The sequence below is a fragment of the Calidifontibacter terrae genome (assembly GCF_054778835.1).
Window position 1 is genome coordinate 49,052 of record NZ_BAAGZF010000001.1, and the last position, 17,606, is coordinate 66,657.

A 17,606-nucleotide genomic window follows, 5' to 3' on the forward strand; every position below is an offset into this window, starting at 1 on the left:
CTGTGTCACTGCTGACCCCTACTCTGGAGTAATGACCGATTTGCTCCCCACCACCGATGCTCCGGCCGCGCAGAGCCCGGCGCCGTACGTCGTGAAACCGGGCCTCGCTGCCCGGATCAGCCGGCGGGCGATCACCTCTCCGAGCGCCCCGACCCATGACTGCATCACCCCGTTGACCGGGGGAGTGCTGGCCACTGTGCCGCAAAGCAGCGTCGAGAATGTCGACGTTGCGTTCCGGTCGGCGCGCGCCGCGCAGGTGAGTTGGGCGGCCTTGCCGGTCGAGCGGCGGGTGCACTTCCTGCGCCGCCTGCACGACCTGGTCTTGCGCCATCAAGACGAACTGCTCGACCTGATCCAGCTTGAATCTGGCAAGACCCGTCGGCACGCCTTCGATGAAGTTCTCGACGTGGCTGGAGTCTGTCGCCACTACGCGCGCAAGGCGCCGTCCTACCTCGCCACGCAGCGCCGGTTGGGCGCCATGCCGCTGCTTAGCCAGGCCCGCGAACTGCGCCACCCCAAGGGTGTGGTCGGGATCGTGGCCCCTTGGAACTACCCGTTGTCGATGTCGATCACCGACGCCCTGCCCGCGCTTGTTGCCGGCAACGCGGTGGTGCTGCGACCTGACAACCAGGCGGTGCTGACCGCCCTGCGCACCGCCGAACTGGTCGATCAGGCCGGGCTGCCCGAGGGACTGCTGCAGGTGGTTCTGGGCGACGGACCGACGATCGGGGCGGCTGTGCTGGAGCGCGCCGACTACGTGATGTTCACCGGCTCGACCGCCACCGGTCGGACGGTCGCGGCCCAGGCCGGCGAGCGCCTGGTGGGTGCTTCGCTGGAACTGGGCGGCAAGAACCCGATGTACGTCGCCGACGACGCCGACCTGAAAGCGGCGGCCGAGGGCGCCGTACGAGCCGTGTTTTCTTCCGGTGGGCAGCTGTGCATCTCGATCGAGCGGCTCATCCTGCACGACGCGATCGCCGACCGCTTCCTCGAACTCTTCCTGGCGCGGGTCCGCGCGATGAAAATCGGTCCCGAGCTGGCCTGGGGCAACGACATGGGTTCGGTGATCTCCGCCGAGCAACTGCGCCGGGTGAGCGAACACGTCGACGATGCGGTCGCGCACGGCGCGAAGGTGCTCGTGGGCGGCAGGGCGCGACCCGACCTGGGTCCCTACTTCTACGAGCCGACCGTGCTCGAGGGCGTGACCGAGGAGATGAAGTGTCGTCGCGGCGAAACCTTCGGCCCGGTCGTGGCGATCTACCGCGTGAGTAATGACGCCGAGGCGATCGCCTTCGCCAACGACAGTGACTACGGCCTCAACGCCTCGGTCTGGACCAAAGACACCGCCCGTGGCCGGCAGATCGGAAACCGCATTCGCTGCGGAACGGTCAACGTCAACGAGGCGTTCGCCGCCGCGTGGGGCAGCAACGGTGCGCCGATGGGTGGCATGAAGCAGTCCGGGATCGGCCGCCGCCACGGCGCCGAAGGCATCCAGAAGTACACCGAGTCGCAGAACGTGACCGTGCAACACGGCCCCGGGTTCGCGGTGCCGGCTGGAATCTCGGAGAAGGCGTGGGCGAAGGGCATGACAGTGGCCATGAAGGTGATGAAGACAGCGGGTCTGTCATGAGCGCAAACCACGACGTTGTGGTCGTGGGGTCCGGGTTCGGCGGGTCGGTCACGGCTCTGCGCCTGGCCGAGAAGGGCTACCGGGTGCATGTTTTCGAGGCCGGCCGCCGGTTCGAGGACGATGACTTCGCCAAGACCTCCTGGGACGCGCGCCGCTACCTGTGGGCGCCGACGCTGAAGTGCTTCGGTGTGCAACGCATCCACAAACTTCCGGACGTGATGATCCTGGCGGGTGCCGGGATCGGCGGTGGGTCGTTGAACTACGCCAACACGCTTTACAAGCCGGGCGATGCGTTCTTCAAGGATCGCCAGTGGGCGAGCATCACCGATTGGGATGCTGAGCTGACCCCGCACTTCGAGACCGCCCGCCGGATGCTCGGCGTCGTTGACGAGAACCCCTGCGAGGGGCCGGTCGAGCAATTGATGCGCGACGTCGCCAACGACCTCGGAGTCGGATCGTCCTTCCGCAAGACCCCAGTGGGGGTCTACTTCGGCGAGTCCGGTCGTACAGACCCTGATCCGTATTTCGGCGGCGAGGGCCCTTCCCGCACCGGCTGCACCGAGTGCGGCAACTGCATGGTCGGCTGTCGGGTCGGCGCGAAGAACACGTTGATGAAGAACTACATCGCGCTCGCCGAGAAGCGGGGCGTCGTCTTCGAGCCGATGCGCACGGTCGTAGACCTCGAACAGTTGCCTGGTGGCGGCTACCGCGTCACCACCGAACGCAGCGGCGCCTGGGTCGCCAAGGACCGGCGTACGGTCACCGCCGACCAGGTCGTGCTCGCCGCGGGCACCTGGGGAACCCAGACGTTGCTGCACCGGCTCAAGGCCGAAGGCCGTCTGCCGCACCTCTCCGACCAGCTCGGGGTGTTGACCCGCACCAACTCCGAGGCCCTCGGCGGTGCCGCCTCCGTGAAGGTCCCGGCCAACGTCGATGTGTCCAAAGGGGTCGCGATCACGACCTCATTCCACGTCGACGAGACCACCCACGTGGAGAACGTGCGGTACGGCGCCGGCTCGAATGCAATGGGATTGCTCACCACGTTGCTCGTCAACGGCGACGCCGGCCCGTTGGGGAAGGCCAAGGAATTCCTGGGCACCTTCCTGCGGCAGCCGATCTCCGCGGCTCGCACCGCGTGGGGTCCGCGCTGGTCCGAGCGCACCGTGATCGCTCTGGTGATGCAGACACTCGACAACTCGATCACCGTGTCGGGCAAGCGCCGGTTCGGCCGGGTCCGGCTCACCTCCAAGCAGGGCCACGGCGAACCCAACCCGAGGTGGATTCCCCAGGGCCACAAGGCGATTCACGCCATGGCCGATCGGTTGTCCGCGGTCACGGGGATGGGCACCCTCGCCGGCGGCAACTGGGGTGAGGTGTTCGGCATCCCGCTGACCGCCCACTTCCTCGGTGGTGTCGTGATCGGCGACGCGCCCGAGCGGGGCGTGGTCGATCCCTACCACCGGGTCTGGGGCCACCCCGATCTCCACGTCGTTGACGGTTCGGCGATTTCGGCGAACCTCGGCGTGAACCCGTCCCTGACCATCACCGCGCAGGCCGAGCGCGCGATGGCGTGTTGGCCGGTGAAGGGCCAGACCGACCCCCGGCCGGCGCAGGGCGAGGCATATCAGCGGTTGGACGCTCGCCCGGCGCGGGTTCCCGGGATCGACCTCGGAATGCCCTCCACCCCCGCCTGACTACACCCGTAGTAAAGGAAAGTGGTCGCTATAGCGACCACTTTTCTGTTGTCTGGGTTGTCCACAGGCCCTCTGCCAGATTCCCGGCGAGCGGTCAGGCTGGCCCGATGACAACCAGGAGACTGCGCGAAATCCGACGCGCGGAAGTGGCGGTGGCGGCCGAGCGGCAAGGTGGTCTCGTCGCGTTGCGGCAGCTGCTTGAGCTCGGCATTTCTCGCTCGGCAGTCCGGGCCGAGGTGCAGGCCGGCCGCTGGCGGCGGCGGGGGAGCAAGACCTTCGCCGTCGATGTGGACGCCGACCCGATGATGACCAGATGGTGGTACGCGGTCCTGGAGTCCGGACGGACGGCGGCGCTCGACGGCGTGACGGCTCTCGCGTACGCGGGGATGACGGGGTTTGAGGAATCTGACCTGCACGTCTCCGTCCCGAGGTTCGACAACCGGCATTCGGTCGGCGGGGTCCGGATTCACAACATCAACCACCGACTCGAGGATGAGCTCTGCGGGGGCGAACCCGCGGTCGTACGCCCGGAGATCGCCGCGATCCGCGGCGCGGCCTGGGCAATGAGCGATCGACAGGCAGCGCTGGTGCTGGTGATGCCTGTGCAGCAGCGGATTGTCACCGGCGAGGCCCTGCTGCATGCCGCGGCGACCATCGGCGTACGCGCCCGCAGGGACTTCATCGAGCGCATGGCCCTCGACATCGCAGACGGCGCAGAATCGTTGGGGGAGTTGGACTTTGCCGCGCTGTGTCGGGCATACGAGATCGCCGAACCGGACCGACAGGTGGTTCGCCGAGGCCCAGACGGACGCATCTATCTCGACGTGCGATGGCCGTGTGGTCTGGTGGTCGAAATCGATGGGATCCATCACCTCGCGGGACTCAATCCAGTCGACGACGCCTTGCGCCAAAACAGCGTCACCCTGACTTCAGACACCGTGTTGCGCATCCCGCTGCTCGGCTTGCGGCTGCAGCCCGGCAGGTTCATGCGGCAGGTGCGAGCCGGGCTGGCACTGCGCGATGGCGGAGCGGTCGCCTGAAGTGGTCGTTATTGCGACGAAAATCCTTTACTACGGGTGTAGAGGAGGGGTGCGCGGGCGGGTCAGGAACACGACGTACCCTTGGTGACCGTGCTGCGAACCGCCCTGACCTTCCGCTGGATCGGTTGGTTCGTGGTCCTGCTGGCGGCCGTCGTCGCGATGGTCCTGCTCGGCCTGTGGCAGTTCGGCGTCGCCCACGACAACGGGGCCAGCAAGACCGTCGAGGACGCTCAACACCTCCCGGTCGCGCCGATCACCGAAGTGGTGCAGCCCAACGAGCCGTTCCGCGCCGACATGTCGGTGCGCCGAGTGACGGCGACCGGCACCTACGAACCGCAGCGGCAACTGCTGGTGCCCGACCGGCGGTTGAACGGGCGTACGGGCTATTGGGTGCTCACCCCGTTGCTGGTGACGGATTCGAACGCTCGGCTCGTCGTGTTGCGCGGCTTCGTGACCGACCCGGCGCAGGCCACCAAACCGACTGCCACCGCCGTGACGGTCACCGGCGCGCTCGCCCCGGCGGAATCGCCCACAGCGACCAGTTTGCCTGCGGGACAGATCGGTTCGGTCGACATCGCCTCGCTGGTCAACCTGTGGGGTGACCGCATCTACAACGCCTACGTGTTCGCCACCGCCGAGCAGCCGGCCGCGACGACCTCTGCGATCACCCGTATCCCGCCGCCCTCGCCGGTGCCAGCGAGCGGCCTGCACTTCGTCAACCTGGCCTATGCCGTGCAGTGGTGGTTGTTCGCCGTGTTCGCCATCTACATCTACCTGCGCATGTTGCGCGACGAGGTCGAGGGCGGTCATGTCGCCCGCCCCCCACGCCGGGGCGTGCTCGAACTGGCCACCGAACCCCAGCCGAATGAGGACAAGGAACACCATGAAGCAGATGAATGAATCGACCCGTGCCGACGCGGTGCGCACGGTCCAGAAGGCCTTGACCTTCTTCCGGGTGATGGCGGTGGTCGCCGGTGTCGCGCTGGTGATCCTCTGCCTGGAGATGTATCTGAAGTACGGCCGTGACAACGACGCCCTGTCGTGGTGGTCGCCGGTTCACGGACTGCTGTTCATGGTGTTCGTGGGCGCGACCTACAACCTCGGCACCAAAATGGGCTGGTCGTTCGGCCGGATGATCGGCTACGTGCTGACCGCTTTCGTGCCGGTCCTGTCGTTCTGGCTGGAACACAAGGTCACCCGCGACGTCCGCGCCCGCCTGGCCGATGTGACCTCGGTAGGATCTGCCGGGTGACCGCCCCCCTGCAGGAACATCCCGTCCTCGTCGTCGACTTCGGCGCCCAATACGCCCAGCTGATTGCTCGGCGCGTACGTGAGGCCTCGCTCTACTCCGAGGTCGTGCCCCACACTCTCACCGCACAGGAGCTGCTGGCGCGCGAGCCCGCCGCGATCGTGTTGTCCGGCGGCCCGTCCTCGGTCTACGCCGAGGGTGCGCCCTCGCTCGACCCCGCGATCCTCGAAGCAGGGGTGCCGGTTTTCGGCATTTGCTACGGCTTCCAGGCGATGGTGAATGCGCTGGGCGGCACCGTCGAACACACCGGATTGCGCGAATACGGCGCGACCAACGCCGACATCAACGACACCAACTCCACCCTGTTCAACGGACAGCCCGACCAGCAGTCGGTGTGGATGAGCCACGGCGACTCGGCCTCGCAAGCCCCTGCGGGCGTACGGGTGACGGCCACGACCCCGGGCGCAGCCGTCGCGGCGTTCGAAGACGACGAGCGCAAGTTGTACGGCGTGCAGTGGCACCCCGAGGTCATGCACTCCACCTTCGGGCAGCGGGTGCTGGAGAACTTCCTGTGGCGCGGCGCCGGCCTTGAGGCCGACTGGACGCCCGGGGCGATGGTCGAGGAATTGACCGCCCAGGTGAAGGAACGGGTCGGCAACGACCGCGCCATCTGTGCGCTATCGGGCGGCGTCGACTCGTCGGTAGCAGCAGCGTTGGTGCAGAACGCAATCGGCGACCAGCTGACCTGCGTCTTCGTCGACCACGGCCTGCTGCGCGAGGGCGAGGCCGAGCAGGTCGAGAAGGACTTCGTGGCCGCGACCGGCATCGATCTGGTCGTCGTCGATGCGAAGGACCGCTACCTCACCGCGCTCGCCGGAGTCACCGACCCGGAGGAGAAGCGCAAGATCATCGGCCGCGAGTTCATCCGCGTCTTCGAGCAGGCGGCGCGCGACATCGTGGCCGACCGAGGCGATGACGAACACCCGGTCAAGTGGCTCGTGCAGGGCACGCTCTATCCCGACGTCGTGGAGTCCGGCGGTGGCAGCGGCGCGGCCAATATCAAGAGTCACCACAACGTCGGCGGTCTGCCCGACGACATCCAGTTCAAGCTGATCGAACCGTTGCGCGCGCTGTTCAAGGACGAGGTCCGCAAGGTCGGCCTCGAACTCGGGGTTCCCGAGGAAATCGTCTGGCGCCAGCCGTTCCCGGGCCCGGGTCTGGGCATTCGGATCGTCGGCGAGGTCACGGCTGACCGCCTCGAACTCTTGCGCAAGGCCGACCAGATCGCCCGCGAGGAGCTTTCGGCCGCCGGGCTCGACCGCACCATCTGGCAGTGCCCCGTGGTGCTGCTGGCCGACGTACGCAGCGTTGGCGTGCAGGGCGACGGCCGCACCTACGGCCACCCGATCGTGTTGCGCCCGGTGTCGTCCGAAGATGCGATGACGGCCGACTGGACGCGACTGCCCTACGAGGTGTTGGCGAAGATTTCCTCGCGGATCACCAACGAGGTCGATGACGTCAATCGGGTCGTGCTCGACGTCACCTCCAAGCCGCCGGGCACCATCGAGTGGGAGTGAGCCGCTTCCAGTGGGTCCGCTGTGAGTTCTTGGTGAGCGGATAGCTCGCCGCCCGGCGACCGTTGAACCACCGATGAACCGACCATTGACCTACTCGCGCCCTCGCACGGCCCTCATCGCGGAGACGCTGCTCACCTTCGTCGCCGCGGTGCTGCTCGGCTATGTCACCGCGCGCTCCTTCCTGCACACCGATCGCGGCATGCGCCTTGACGATCGGATGGAGCGAATCCTCGGTGGCCCGCACACCGCGTACCTGCGGATGGAGTCCGTCCTGACCCTCGTGTCGGTGCCGACGGTCGTCGGAATCACTGCGCTGGCTGCGGTGGTCGCGTTCGTACGCCGGCGCCCCTGGCTTGGGCTCGGGGTGGTGGTGATGTCTGTGGCCGCCACCTTCACCACCCAGCAGTTGAAGTGGCACACGTTGGCCCGACTGGACGGGCAACGGTCGTTCCCGAGTGGACACACAACGGCCGCGCTGGTGTGGGCGCTTTGTCTGGTGCTCGTGGCGCCGGCGAAGTGGCGTCCGGCGTTGGTCGGGTTCGCCACCTTCCTGGCCGGCCTCATCGGCACCGGAACGGTCGCCGGTCGCTGGCACCGCCCCTCCGACGTGGTCGCTGCTGCCTTTGTCTGCACCGGGTGGGCCGCGCTCACCGTGCTGGTCGTAGCCCTGCTCGAGCGTGGCGGTCAACGCGCGCCCTACCCGCCGTCGCGGTTCGTGGTGCCGGTGATTCTCGGCGCGCTGGCGGCCATCGCGACATTCTTCGTCATCGGATTCCAACTCACCGGCACCGATGCCGGTCAGATCGGCGCGGTGATCGTTCTGTTCGCAACCACCGCGGCGACCGCCGCCGGGGTGGGCTGGGTGGCGATCCTGGCCGACCGCTGGCTGGTCTAGGCCGATTCCTCGGCCGGAACCTTCGGCCCAACCCACCACGCGAACCATCCGAGCGCCCCGAGCGGGATCTCGGCAACATGAGTGAACAGGGCGAAGACCAACGCGCCGGCTGCGGCCGCGGGCTTGTCGGCTCCCCAGCTGACGAGCACCAAGACGATCCCAGCTTCGGTCACACCGAGACCGCCGGGAGTGATGCCGACGGCGCGCAGGAGCGAGCCGATGGCGTAGGCGGCGAAGAGATCCACCACCGGAAGGTCGACGCCGACGGCCCGCATCACCTGCCAGAAGAGGACGAACCAGACCAGCAGCTGCCCCACGACACCGAGGGTCATGGGGAACCAGCCGCGTCGGGTCAACGCGGACATCCGGGCCTGTTGGTCAGCCAACAGAGTTTCGAAACGGGGCGTGACGCCATGTTTGTCGCCTCGGCGCAGCCGACCGAGCGCGGGACTGACGTGGCGATCAAGCCAGGAGCCGAGCTTGCGGGTGCGGACCGGAGTGGTCAGCGCGAGGATGAATCCGATCAGCAGCAGCAGACCGAGCACCGCCCCCCACAAGGCGCCGGTGCGTACGGCGGGCGGTAGCGCGTGGGCGCCTTGGCTGACCATCGCAATCCCGACCAGCGGCAAGGCGATTCGAGCCAGGATGTTCCAGATGCCACTGACGATCAGCCCGGTGGAGATCGCCCGTCGCTTAAATCCCCACGACCGAAGGATCATCCAACTGGCAGCCAACGCAGTGGCGCCGCCGCCGGGCATTGTGTTGGCCACCGACGAACCGGTGACGTTGACGATGGCAGCGCGGCTGTGGCTCAGGCCGGGCCAGGACGCGGTGAGGGTGAAGGTGTAGATCCACAGGCCGACAATCATCAGCCCGGTGAACTCCAGCGACTTTCGCCACCCGACGGTGCTGAGCCGATTGCCGATCTCGCTCCAGCCGGTCTTGGCGAAGAACGGCAGCCCGAAGATGATCAGCGCCGCGGCCAGGCCGAGGCCGATGACGATGCTGAGCCCGGTGCGCCAGGTGAACTCCGGCATGCTCGGCTGGGCGTCTTGGGTGCCGTCCACGTCGATCTGTGGATTCTCGGTCATGGCAGCCCCTGGAAGACATCGCGTGCCACAGGCCCGGTGTGGCCGGCTTCGAGATACCACTCCCGGCCAAAGGTGAGATCGAACAGCGGCCGCGGGATGCGCAAGAAGGCCGCGAGCGTACGGTCCCCGTCGTCGGCCGTGGCCTGCGAGGCATGAGCGCGCATCGAAGCCCGCTTCGCGCCGGCTTGGCGCAGGACGTTGATCCGGTGGGTGATCTGGCTGCGAGCGCTGAACGACCGCTCGTAGACCTCCATGTCGAAGGCGTCCGGGAACGAGTAAACCTTCGAGACGGCCTTGAGCGCGCCGACCAAAAGATCGCGCGGGACAGTTGCCTGCAACACCCGTGGCGTACGGGCGGCAGCGCCAGCACGCAGGCCGACCAGGTGGGCGCGTACGTGGTCGCGGTGGCCGTAGCCGCCATTGCATTCGTAGGTCAGCAACACGTCGGCCTCCTCCTCGCGCAAGATGGCGGCCAGTCGCTCGGCGGCCTCATCGACTGGGGCGTCAACGAATGCGTTCGGGGGAGCGTCGCCCGCCATGCCCGAGTCGGCATAGCCGAGGTGTTCGACGCGGGCGACTCCGAGGGCATCGGCAGAGCGCTGCAGCTCGGTCAGGCGCCGCGCGCCCAATCCGCCATCGTCGCGAAACTCCCCGGCGGCTAACCCGAGAGCGCCATCGGTCGCCACCACCAGCACGACGCGGTGTCCGGCCGCGGCGGCCTTGGCCATGGTGCCGCTGGTCAGCAGGGCCTCGTCATCGGGGTGCGCGTGGAAGGCGACCAGTGTGTAGGACATTGCCCACATTCTGACCTATGCGATCCTTGTGATCGTGAAGGTGGCCATGTTGTCGGACTGCTATCTGCCCCGACTGGGTGGCATCGAGGTCCAGGTGCACGACCTCGCGCGCAATCTCAAGGCTGCCGGTCATGAGGTCGTCGCGTTCACTGCCACGCGCGAACCGGGCCAACGACGCAACGAGCTGGAGATCATCGACGGCATCCCGGTTCACCGCCTGGCTGTTCCCATGCCCCACGGCCTGCCGATCAATCCGTTGGCCACACCGGTCTTGCGCCGCCTGTTGCGGGCAGGCGAGTTCGACGTCGCCCACGTTCACATGGGTGTCGTGGCCCCCTTCTCGATGGACTGCGCCCGCGTCGCGCTCGACCTCGGCCTGCCCGTGGCGGTTACCTGGCACTCGCTACACGCGCGGATGGAGGGGCCGATCCGGATGCTCGGCTACGTCGGCCGGTGGGCGAAGTCCGGTGCTGCGTTGTCGGCCGTCTCCGGCGTGGCGGCTGTCTCGGTCCAATCCCTGGCCGGTCTGCAGCACCAGGTGGCGATCCTGCCCAACGGCATCGACACCCGCCAATGGGCGCCGCAGCCGCGGCCGCCGATCGATCCGAACGGCCCCGTACGCGTCGTGTCGGCGATGCGCTTGATGGGCCGCAAGCGCCCCTTGGAGTTGCTCGAGATCGTTCACGAGGCGCGCCGCCATGCTCCCGGAGTCGACATCCGCTTGGAAGTTCTCGGCGAGGGACCGCTGCGCCCGCGACTTGAACAGCGGGTCGCCCACCTGGGCGCGCAGGAATGGTTCAGTGCGCCCGGGCGCAAGACCCGGGCGGAGGTGCGCGAGAGCTATCGCGTCAGTGACGTCTTCATCGCCCCCGCGGAGCTTGAGGCCTTCGGCATCGCGGCGTTGGAGGCTCGTACGACCGGGCTTCCGGTGATCGCCCCGCGCAAGTCGGGCGTGTCAGAGTTCATCGTCGACCGGGTCAACGGGCTGCTCGCCGGCGACGACGCCGGGATGGTCGACGCGATAGTTCGGATAGCCACCGACGTGGACCTGCGGACCAGGATGACGCAGACGAACACGACCGTCGCGCCGAAGGAGTCCTGGCCCGGCGTCGTACGCATGGTGGAGGCGGAATACGCCCGCGCCGCCGACCAAGCCCGCTAACTACAGCCGTAGTAAAGGCTTTTGGTTGCAATAGCGACCACATTGGCGGCAGTTCCGTTGTTCACTGGAGTATGCCTTCTGTGCGTCCCCTGGTTGTTGAGTCGTGGCGTCGGTCCGAAGCCGCCGGCGTCCGGCCCGCCGGGGTTGTCCCGTTGGCCTTGGCCGCGGACGTGCTCCAGGACTACCGCACGGCGCATCCGCTGTGGCAGGCGATGCCGGTTATTTACGACGTTCTCGAGCAGGCGATCCTCGACTGCGACGCCGTTCTGGCCGTCGCTGACGAGCACGGTCAATTGCTCTTCGCCCGGGGAAACAACGCCGCGCTCAGCCGCGCAGAGGCGATCGGGTTTGCCGAAGGTGCGTGTTGGGACGAGCGCTTGGTCGGCACCAACGCGCCAGGCACTGCGCTGATGATCGGCGAACCGGTGATGGTCCGCCGCGACGAACACTTCCTGGAATCGGTCCACCACTGGTCGTGCGCCGCGGTGCCGATTCGCGACCTTCGTACGGGCGGTGTTCTGGGTGCCGTCGACGTCACCGGCGGCGACCAGATCATGGTTCCGCAGACGATGGCGATGTTGCGGGCGGCTGCGCGGTTGGCCGAGTTGGAGTTGTTGCGCGTCGGCGCCCCCGCGGAGTCGGGCGCACCGCGGGTCAGTGCTCTCGGCGTCGACTCGGCGGCGTTCACGATCGGCGCTCGAACGCTGGCTCTGAGCCCTCGGCATAGCGAAGTCCTCGCCATGCTGATCGAGCACCCGGAGGGCTTGACGGGTGACGAAATCGCTTGCGGCCTCTACGAATCGGAGTCCGGCGGATCCACCGTACGAGCGGAGTTGTTGCGGTTGCGCGCAGTTCTCGGCGACGACGTGCTCGGCTCTCGGCCCTACCGTCTGATCCCCACGATCCGCGCCGACTGGGTGCAGGTGCTCGACCGACTCGAGACCGGCGATGTGGAGGGCGCGCTGCGCGCTTACTCCGGCCCGCTGCTGCCGCACTCCACCGCGCCGGCGATCGCCGAGTTGCGCGAGTCCGTCCACGAAGCGGTCTCCGCCGGCGTACGAGCTGCCGGTCGGGCCGACCTGCTCTCCACCTGGACGCGGCAGCCATGGGGCGCCCAGGACGCGCGCGCCTGGAAGGCGCTCGCCGACCTGTTGCCGATGACCTCGCCGCTACGCGCCGTCGCCCAAGCGCACTTGCATCGCCTCTGGTGAAACCTGCAACGTCGTTGCAACGTTGATGTGATTAGCGTCACAGCCACGCATCAGCACACCGACGATAGGAGCAGCAATGCCCGTGTTCGATCGTCCGGGTTCCTCCGGATCCAACATCAAGGTCGACGACCAGTACGGCCACTACATCGGTGGCGAGTTCGTGCCGCCGAAGTCCGGCGAATACTTCGACAACTACGCCCCGCAGACCGGTCAGGTCTTCACCCGCATCGCCCGCGGTAACGCCGCGGACATCGAGGCCGCCCTCGACGCGGCCCACAACGCCGCCGAGTCGTGGGGCCGCACCTCCGCGACCGAGCGCTCCAACGTGCTGCTGAGGATCGCCGACCGCATCGAAGCGAACCTGCAGGACATCGCGGTCATCGAGAGCTGGGACAACGGCAAGGCCGTCCGCGAGACGCTCGCCGCCGACATCCCGCTGGCCGTCGACCACTTCCGCTATTTCGCCGGCGCCATCCGCGCCCAAGAGGGCGGAATCAGCGAGATCGACGAGAACACCGTCGCCTACCACTTCCACGAACCGTTGGGCGTGGTCGGCCAGATCATCCCCTGGAACTTCCCGATCCTGATGGCGGTCTGGAAGCTCGCCCCGGCGCTCGCTGCGGGCAACGCGGTGGTGCTCAAACCGGCGGAGCAGACCCCCTGGTCGATCTTGAAACTGGTGGAAATCATTGGCGACCTGCTCCCGGCAGGTGTCTTGAACATCGTCAACGGGTTCGGCACAGAAGCCGGCAAGCCGCTGGCCTCCAGCAAGCGGATCGGCAAGATCGCCTTCACCGGTGAGACAACGACCGGCCGACTGATCATGCAGTACGCCAGCCAGAACCTGATCCCGGTCACCCTTGAGCTGGGTGGGAAGTCGCCGAACATCTTCTTCGAAGACGTTGCAGCACAACGCGACTCGTTCTACGACAAGGCGCAGGAGGGCTTCGCGATGTTTGCCCTCAACCAGGGTGAGGTCTGCACCTGCCCCTCGCGCTCGCTGATCCAGAGCTCGATCTACAGCGACTTCATCAAGGACGCGGTGGCTCGGGTCGAGAAGATCAAGATGGGCAACCCGCTCGACACCGAGACCACGATGGGTGCGCAGGCCTCGAACGACCAGCTCGAGAAGATCAAGAGCTACCTCGACATCGGCAAGCAGGAGGGCGCGAAGGTGCTCACCGGCGGTGAGGTCGCTGACCTCGGTGGCGACCTGTCGGGTGGTTACTACGTCCGGCCGACCGTGTTCGAGGGGGACAACTCGATGCGCGTCTTCCAGGAGGAGATCTTCGGACCCGTTGTGTCGGTCACCACCTTCGACGATGAAGCCGACGCGTTGAAGACTGCCAACGACACCTTGTACGGCCTCGGCGCCGGCGTGTGGTCGCGTGACGGAGGCGTGGCCTACCGGATGGGTCGTGGGATCAAGGCCGGCCGCGTCTGGACGAACTGCTACCACGCCTACCCGGCGCACGCCGCGTTCGGTGGCTACAAGCAGTCCGGTATCGGCCGCGAGAACCACAAGATGATGCTCGACCACTACCAGCAGACCAAGAACCTCTTGGTGTCCTACAGCCAAGACGCGCAAGGTTTCTTCTGATCGGTGTGTCCCGGTGGGCGACCAAGTCGCCCACCGGGCGCATTCCGATCAGAATCCGACCGCGGGTGAAGGGTGAGTTCGATGCCGGAGACAACCGTTGAGAAGGTGGCGTTCACGCCCGCTGCGGCCCAGATGGTTGCGCAGTTGGTGAAACGCAACGGTCCGGTGATGTTCCACCAGTCCGGTGGCTGCTGTGATGGCAGCGCGCCCATGTGTTTCCCGGACGGCGAGTTCATCATCGGCGACGTGGATGTGTTGCTCCAAGAAGTGCAGTTGGAAGGCGTCGATAAGCCGGTGCCGTTCTACATGAGCGAGTCGCAGTATGAATACTGGAAGCACACCCACCTGACGGTCGACATCGTTCCGGGGCGGGGCAGCGGCTTCTCGCTCGAAGCCCCCGAGGGGGTGCGGTTCCTGATCCGGTCGCGGATGTTCACCGAGGACGAACTGCGCGGCATCGGACTGTTGTGACCGGCGCGGCCGACCGTCCAGGCCTGGCCAAGTTCCAGGCGCCCGAGGTGGTCTTCGGCTCGGGCTCGATCGCCGAGGCGGGGTTCGCGGCGGCCCGGCTCGGCGCGCGCCGGCCGTACGTCGTCACCGACCCGGGCATCGTCGAGGCCGGCTGGGCCGACCGGTTGATCGGGCTGCTGCGTGAGTCGGGACTCGACCCGCAGTTGTGGACCGACGTCACCCAGAACCCGAAGGACACCGAGGTGCGGGCGGCCTACGCCCACTACCGCGAGCAGGAAGCCGACGTGATCATCGGGATCGGCGGCGGTTCGGCCATGGACGCGGCCAAGGGGGTGGCCGTGCTGGCCGGCAACGGCGGTGACATCCTCGACTTCCGCGGGGTCGACCGGATGAGCCACCCGCTGCCGCCGTCGCTGATGATCCCGACCACTGCCGGCACCGGCGCCGACGTGTCGCAGTTCTGCATCGTCACTGACACGGCTCGCTCGGTGAAGGTCACCATCATGGGTCGCACCCTGGTGCCGGACATCTCGATCACCGACCCGGACCTGCTGGTCACCATGCCGCCCTGGCTGAGCGCCGCCACCGGGCTCGACGCGCTCACCCACGGGGTGGAGTCCTACGTCTCCCTGGCCCACAACCCGATCGCCGACCTGCACGCGCTCGCCGCCGTCGACGGTGTGTGCACCCACCTGACGGCGATGTACGCCCGACCCCGCGACCCGGAGTCCGGCTCGGGCATGGCCCAGGCAAGCCTCAACGCCGGGCTCGCGTTCAGCAACGCAATCCTCGGCGCGACCCACGCGATGAGCCACCAGGTCGGTGGTCTGCTGGACCTGCCGCACGGCGTGATCAACGGGATCCTGCTACCCCACGTCATCCGGTTCAATGCCGGCGCCGCCCCGGAGCGCTTCGTCCGGCTGGCCCAGGCCGCGGGCCTCGACAACGCGCGTACCTCGGGCCAGGAGTCCGCCGAACTGCTCGCCGTCCGCGTCGAGGAACTGGGCCACGATCTCGGCGTTCCCCCCGGGCTGGCGGCGTTGGGCGTGACCAGAGCGAACTGCGCCACGATGGCCCGTACGGCGATGCAGGACGCCTGCGTCACCACCAACCCGCGGCCGGCCACGCAGCAGCAGCTGCAGGATCTCTTCGAGGCGGCGCTGTGAACCCGGAACTGCAGTCGCTCACCGGGATCCGTTCGAGCAAGGGGTCCTACTACCGCGAGTACGTCCGCTCGGACGAGCGACTGCACGGCACGCTGCGCGCGATGGACGCGATCTCCCAGGCCGTCGTCCGTACGGTCGAGGGGCCGCGGGAGTTGTTGCAGGAGGTCGTGCAGGCCGCCCGAAGTCACCTCGACGCCGACTGGGCGCTGCTGCTCATCGCGGCGGGGGAGTTCCCCGGAGCCCGGCCGCGCTGTCTGGTGGCGGCACGCGACGGGTCGATCGTCGTCGACGAGGACGACCTGCCGCCCCAGGTAGCCCGTGAGGTTGACGCCGTCCGCGCCGGAGCCGTGCCCGGCGACCGCGCGCAGTGCGTCCGTGCGCCGATGATGCTCGAGGGCAGGGTCGTGGGCCTCCTCTCGGCCCGGCATCGCCTGCCCGAGGAGCCCGTCGACGCCGACATCGCGGTGCTGCGCATCCTGGCCAGCCAGGCGGTGGTCTCGCTGCACACGTCCGAGCAGTTCCAGACCGGGCTGCTGCTGCACCGACGGGCCCAACGCCTCAATGCCGAGACCGAGGCGCAGCGGCGCGACCTGAACGAGCGCGACGACGCGTTGCGCCGGGCCGAGAACCGGCTGCAAGTGGCCGCGCAGCGCGAACTGGTCGAGGAGGAGCGGCAGCGCATCGCCCGCGAGTTGCACGACACCGTCACCCAGCAGGTGCTCTCGGTGGGCATGGCTCTCGAGCTCGCGCGCGGCGACGCCGCGACCCTTGTTGGCGGGCGCCCATTGGAGCGGCAGCTGGCCGCCACCCGCGACGTCGCAGGCCATGCCGTCGAGCAGCTGCGGCAGGCGATCTTCGCGCTGCGGCAGCCGCACAGCGACCGGGTGCAATCGTTGTCCGAACTGCTGCAGTCGTTGGTTGCCCAGCACGGCGGCCCGCTGGCCGTGCGCTTCCGGGTCGAGGGCGTCGAGGTGGAGGTTCCGGAGCAGGCGCGGCACGACCTCGTACGGACCGTCGGAGAGGCCCTGTTCAACGTCACCGTCCACGCCGGCGCCACCCGCGCCCACGTACGGCTGCGTTACCTGCCAGGCGAGCTGCTGCTCTTCGTTGCCGACGACGGCGACGGTGACCCGGCGCAGCTACGCCGCCACCTGCGGCTGGTGGCCCGTACGCCCGGCGACGGCCGACATCGGGGGCTGGCCAATATGGCCGAGCGGGTCGACCGGCTCGGCGGCGCGATGACCGTCCGACGCGCCCGCTCCGGCGGCGTACGGCTGGAATTCCGGATCCCGCTCCCAGTGCGCGAGTCCGCGCCGCCACCAGGTGTGTTGTCAGACATAGAACAGAAGGAGTTGTCATGAACGGACTCGCACTCGCCGCCCGGGAAGCGACGATCACGGTGGTGCTGGTCGACGACCACGCGGTCGTCCGGCAGGGGCTGCGCGCCATCCTGGAACGGGAGGACGATCTGTCGGTCGTGGGGGAGGCGTCCAACCCCGGTGAGGCGCTGGCGGTGGTACGCCACACCGAGCCCGCCGTCGTGGTGCTCGACCTGAAGCTGTCGACGCAGCACGACACCGACGGGATCGACCTGTGCGCCGAGCTGACCGCCGCGCATCCCGGGCTGGCGGTGCTGGTGTTCACCACCTTCGTCGACGACCAGCTCGTGCTGGCGGCGGTGCGCGCCGGCGCCCGCGGCTACGTGGTCAAGGACGTCGACACCACGGGGCTCGTCAAGGCGATCCACGACGTCCACCAGGGCGGCAGCGCGTTCGACCCGCGCAGCGCGGCGGCGATGGTGCGCGGCGTGCAGGCGCCGGTGCCGCAGGAAACCGGCCAGCTGACCGCGCGGGAGCTGGAGGTGCTGGCGCTGCTCGCGCACGGCCACTCCAACAAGGCCGTCGGTCAGATGCTGTTCATCGCTGAGGCCACGGCCAAGTTCCACGTCGGCAACATCCTGCACAAGCTGGGCGTCTCCCGACGCGCCGAGGCGGTCTACGCCGCCAGCAAGCTCGGAGTGATCTGA

The 17,606-nt window shown here is 67.9% G+C and carries 16 protein-coding genes; 14 read left to right on the forward strand and 2 right to left on the reverse strand.

Going from position 1 to position 17,606, the window contains the following annotated elements:
- Positions 1-31 precede the first annotated feature (31 nt).
- The 7 genes from ACYU98_RS00230 (at position 32) to ACYU98_RS00260 (ending at position 8,085) form a co-directional block, all read left to right on the forward strand.
- The gene (locus tag ACYU98_RS00230; RefSeq protein ID WP_460466160.1) at positions 32-1,630 is read left to right on the forward strand and encodes a succinic semialdehyde dehydrogenase; all 1,599 of its coding nucleotides are present in this window, start codon (positions 32-34) and stop codon (positions 1,628-1,630) included.
- A complete protein-coding gene (locus ACYU98_RS00235; RefSeq protein ID WP_460466161.1) occupies positions 1,627-3,324 on the forward strand; it encodes a GMC oxidoreductase in 1,698 nt (565 codons plus the stop codon). The genes ACYU98_RS00230 and ACYU98_RS00235 overlap by 4 nt, the downstream gene beginning before the upstream one ends.
- A 107-nt stretch (positions 3,325-3,431) precedes the next feature.
- On the forward strand, positions 3,432-4,364 hold the full coding sequence (locus tag ACYU98_RS00240; protein ID WP_460466162.1) for a hypothetical protein: 933 nt from the start codon (positions 3,432-3,434) through the stop codon (positions 4,362-4,364).
- Positions 4,365-4,454: 90 nt separating this feature from the next.
- Complete coding sequence (locus ACYU98_RS00245) at positions 4,455-5,264, forward strand: SURF1 family protein (protein WP_460466163.1); 810 nt, start codon at positions 4,455-4,457, stop codon at positions 5,262-5,264.
- The gene (locus ACYU98_RS00250) at positions 5,257-5,616 is read left to right on the forward strand and encodes a DUF3817 domain-containing protein (protein WP_460466164.1); all 360 of its coding nucleotides are present in this window, start codon (positions 5,257-5,259) and stop codon (positions 5,614-5,616) included. The genes ACYU98_RS00245 and ACYU98_RS00250 overlap by 8 nt, the downstream gene beginning before the upstream one ends.
- Positions 5,613-7,190: a glutamine-hydrolyzing GMP synthase gene (gene guaA / locus ACYU98_RS00255; protein ID WP_460466165.1), complete on the forward strand. Its 1,578-nt coding sequence runs from the start codon at positions 5,613-5,615 to the stop codon at positions 7,188-7,190. Before ACYU98_RS00250 ends, guaA begins: the two co-directional genes overlap by 4 nt.
- A gap of 73 nt (positions 7,191-7,263) precedes the next feature.
- A complete protein-coding gene (locus ACYU98_RS00260) occupies positions 7,264-8,085 on the forward strand; it encodes a phosphatase PAP2 family protein (protein WP_460466166.1) in 822 nt (273 codons plus the stop codon).
- Here the strand turns inward: ACYU98_RS00260 and ACYU98_RS00265 are convergent.
- Positions 8,082-9,176, reverse strand: a complete 1,095-nt coding sequence (locus ACYU98_RS00265; protein WP_460466167.1) for a lysylphosphatidylglycerol synthase transmembrane domain-containing protein — start codon at positions 9,174-9,176, stop codon at positions 8,082-8,084. The two genes, ACYU98_RS00260 and ACYU98_RS00265, sit on opposite strands and share 4 nt — an antisense overlap.
- Positions 9,173-9,970, reverse strand: a complete 798-nt coding sequence (locus ACYU98_RS00270; RefSeq protein WP_460466168.1) for a PIG-L deacetylase family protein — start codon at positions 9,968-9,970, stop codon at positions 9,173-9,175. The genes ACYU98_RS00265 and ACYU98_RS00270 overlap by 4 nt, the downstream gene beginning before the upstream one ends.
- Positions 9,971-10,004: 34 nt before the next feature.
- Between ACYU98_RS00270 and ACYU98_RS00275 the strand changes: the two genes are divergently transcribed.
- The 7 genes from ACYU98_RS00275 (at position 10,005) to ACYU98_RS00305 (ending at position 17,606) form a co-directional block, all read left to right on the forward strand.
- Positions 10,005-11,132: a glycosyltransferase family 4 protein gene (locus ACYU98_RS00275; RefSeq protein ID WP_460466169.1), complete on the forward strand. Its 1,128-nt coding sequence runs from the start codon at positions 10,005-10,007 to the stop codon at positions 11,130-11,132.
- 80 nt (positions 11,133-11,212) lie between these two features.
- On the forward strand, positions 11,213-12,343 hold the full coding sequence (locus ACYU98_RS00280) for a helix-turn-helix domain-containing protein (protein WP_460466170.1): 1,131 nt from the start codon (positions 11,213-11,215) through the stop codon (positions 12,341-12,343).
- 76 nt (positions 12,344-12,419) lie between these two features.
- Positions 12,420-13,943: an acetaldehyde dehydrogenase ExaC gene (exaC, locus tag ACYU98_RS00285; RefSeq protein WP_460466171.1), complete on the forward strand. Its 1,524-nt coding sequence runs from the start codon at positions 12,420-12,422 to the stop codon at positions 13,941-13,943.
- 81 nt (positions 13,944-14,024) lie between these two features.
- Complete coding sequence (locus ACYU98_RS00290) at positions 14,025-14,414, forward strand: DUF779 domain-containing protein (protein WP_460466172.1); 390 nt, start codon at positions 14,025-14,027, stop codon at positions 14,412-14,414.
- Positions 14,411-15,580 (forward strand): iron-containing alcohol dehydrogenase, encoded by a 1,170-nt coding sequence (locus ACYU98_RS00295; RefSeq protein WP_460466173.1) that lies wholly within the window; start codon positions 14,411-14,413, stop codon positions 15,578-15,580. The genes ACYU98_RS00290 and ACYU98_RS00295 overlap by 4 nt, the downstream gene beginning before the upstream one ends.
- Positions 15,577-16,941, forward strand: coding sequence for a GAF domain-containing sensor histidine kinase (locus tag ACYU98_RS00300; protein ID WP_460466174.1), 1,365 nt, complete (start codon positions 15,577-15,579; stop codon positions 16,939-16,941). The genes ACYU98_RS00295 and ACYU98_RS00300 overlap by 4 nt, the downstream gene beginning before the upstream one ends.
- Positions 16,938-17,606, forward strand: coding sequence for a MadR family response regulator transcription factor (locus tag ACYU98_RS00305; RefSeq protein ID WP_460466175.1), 669 nt, complete (start codon positions 16,938-16,940; stop codon positions 17,604-17,606). Before ACYU98_RS00300 ends, ACYU98_RS00305 begins: the two co-directional genes overlap by 4 nt.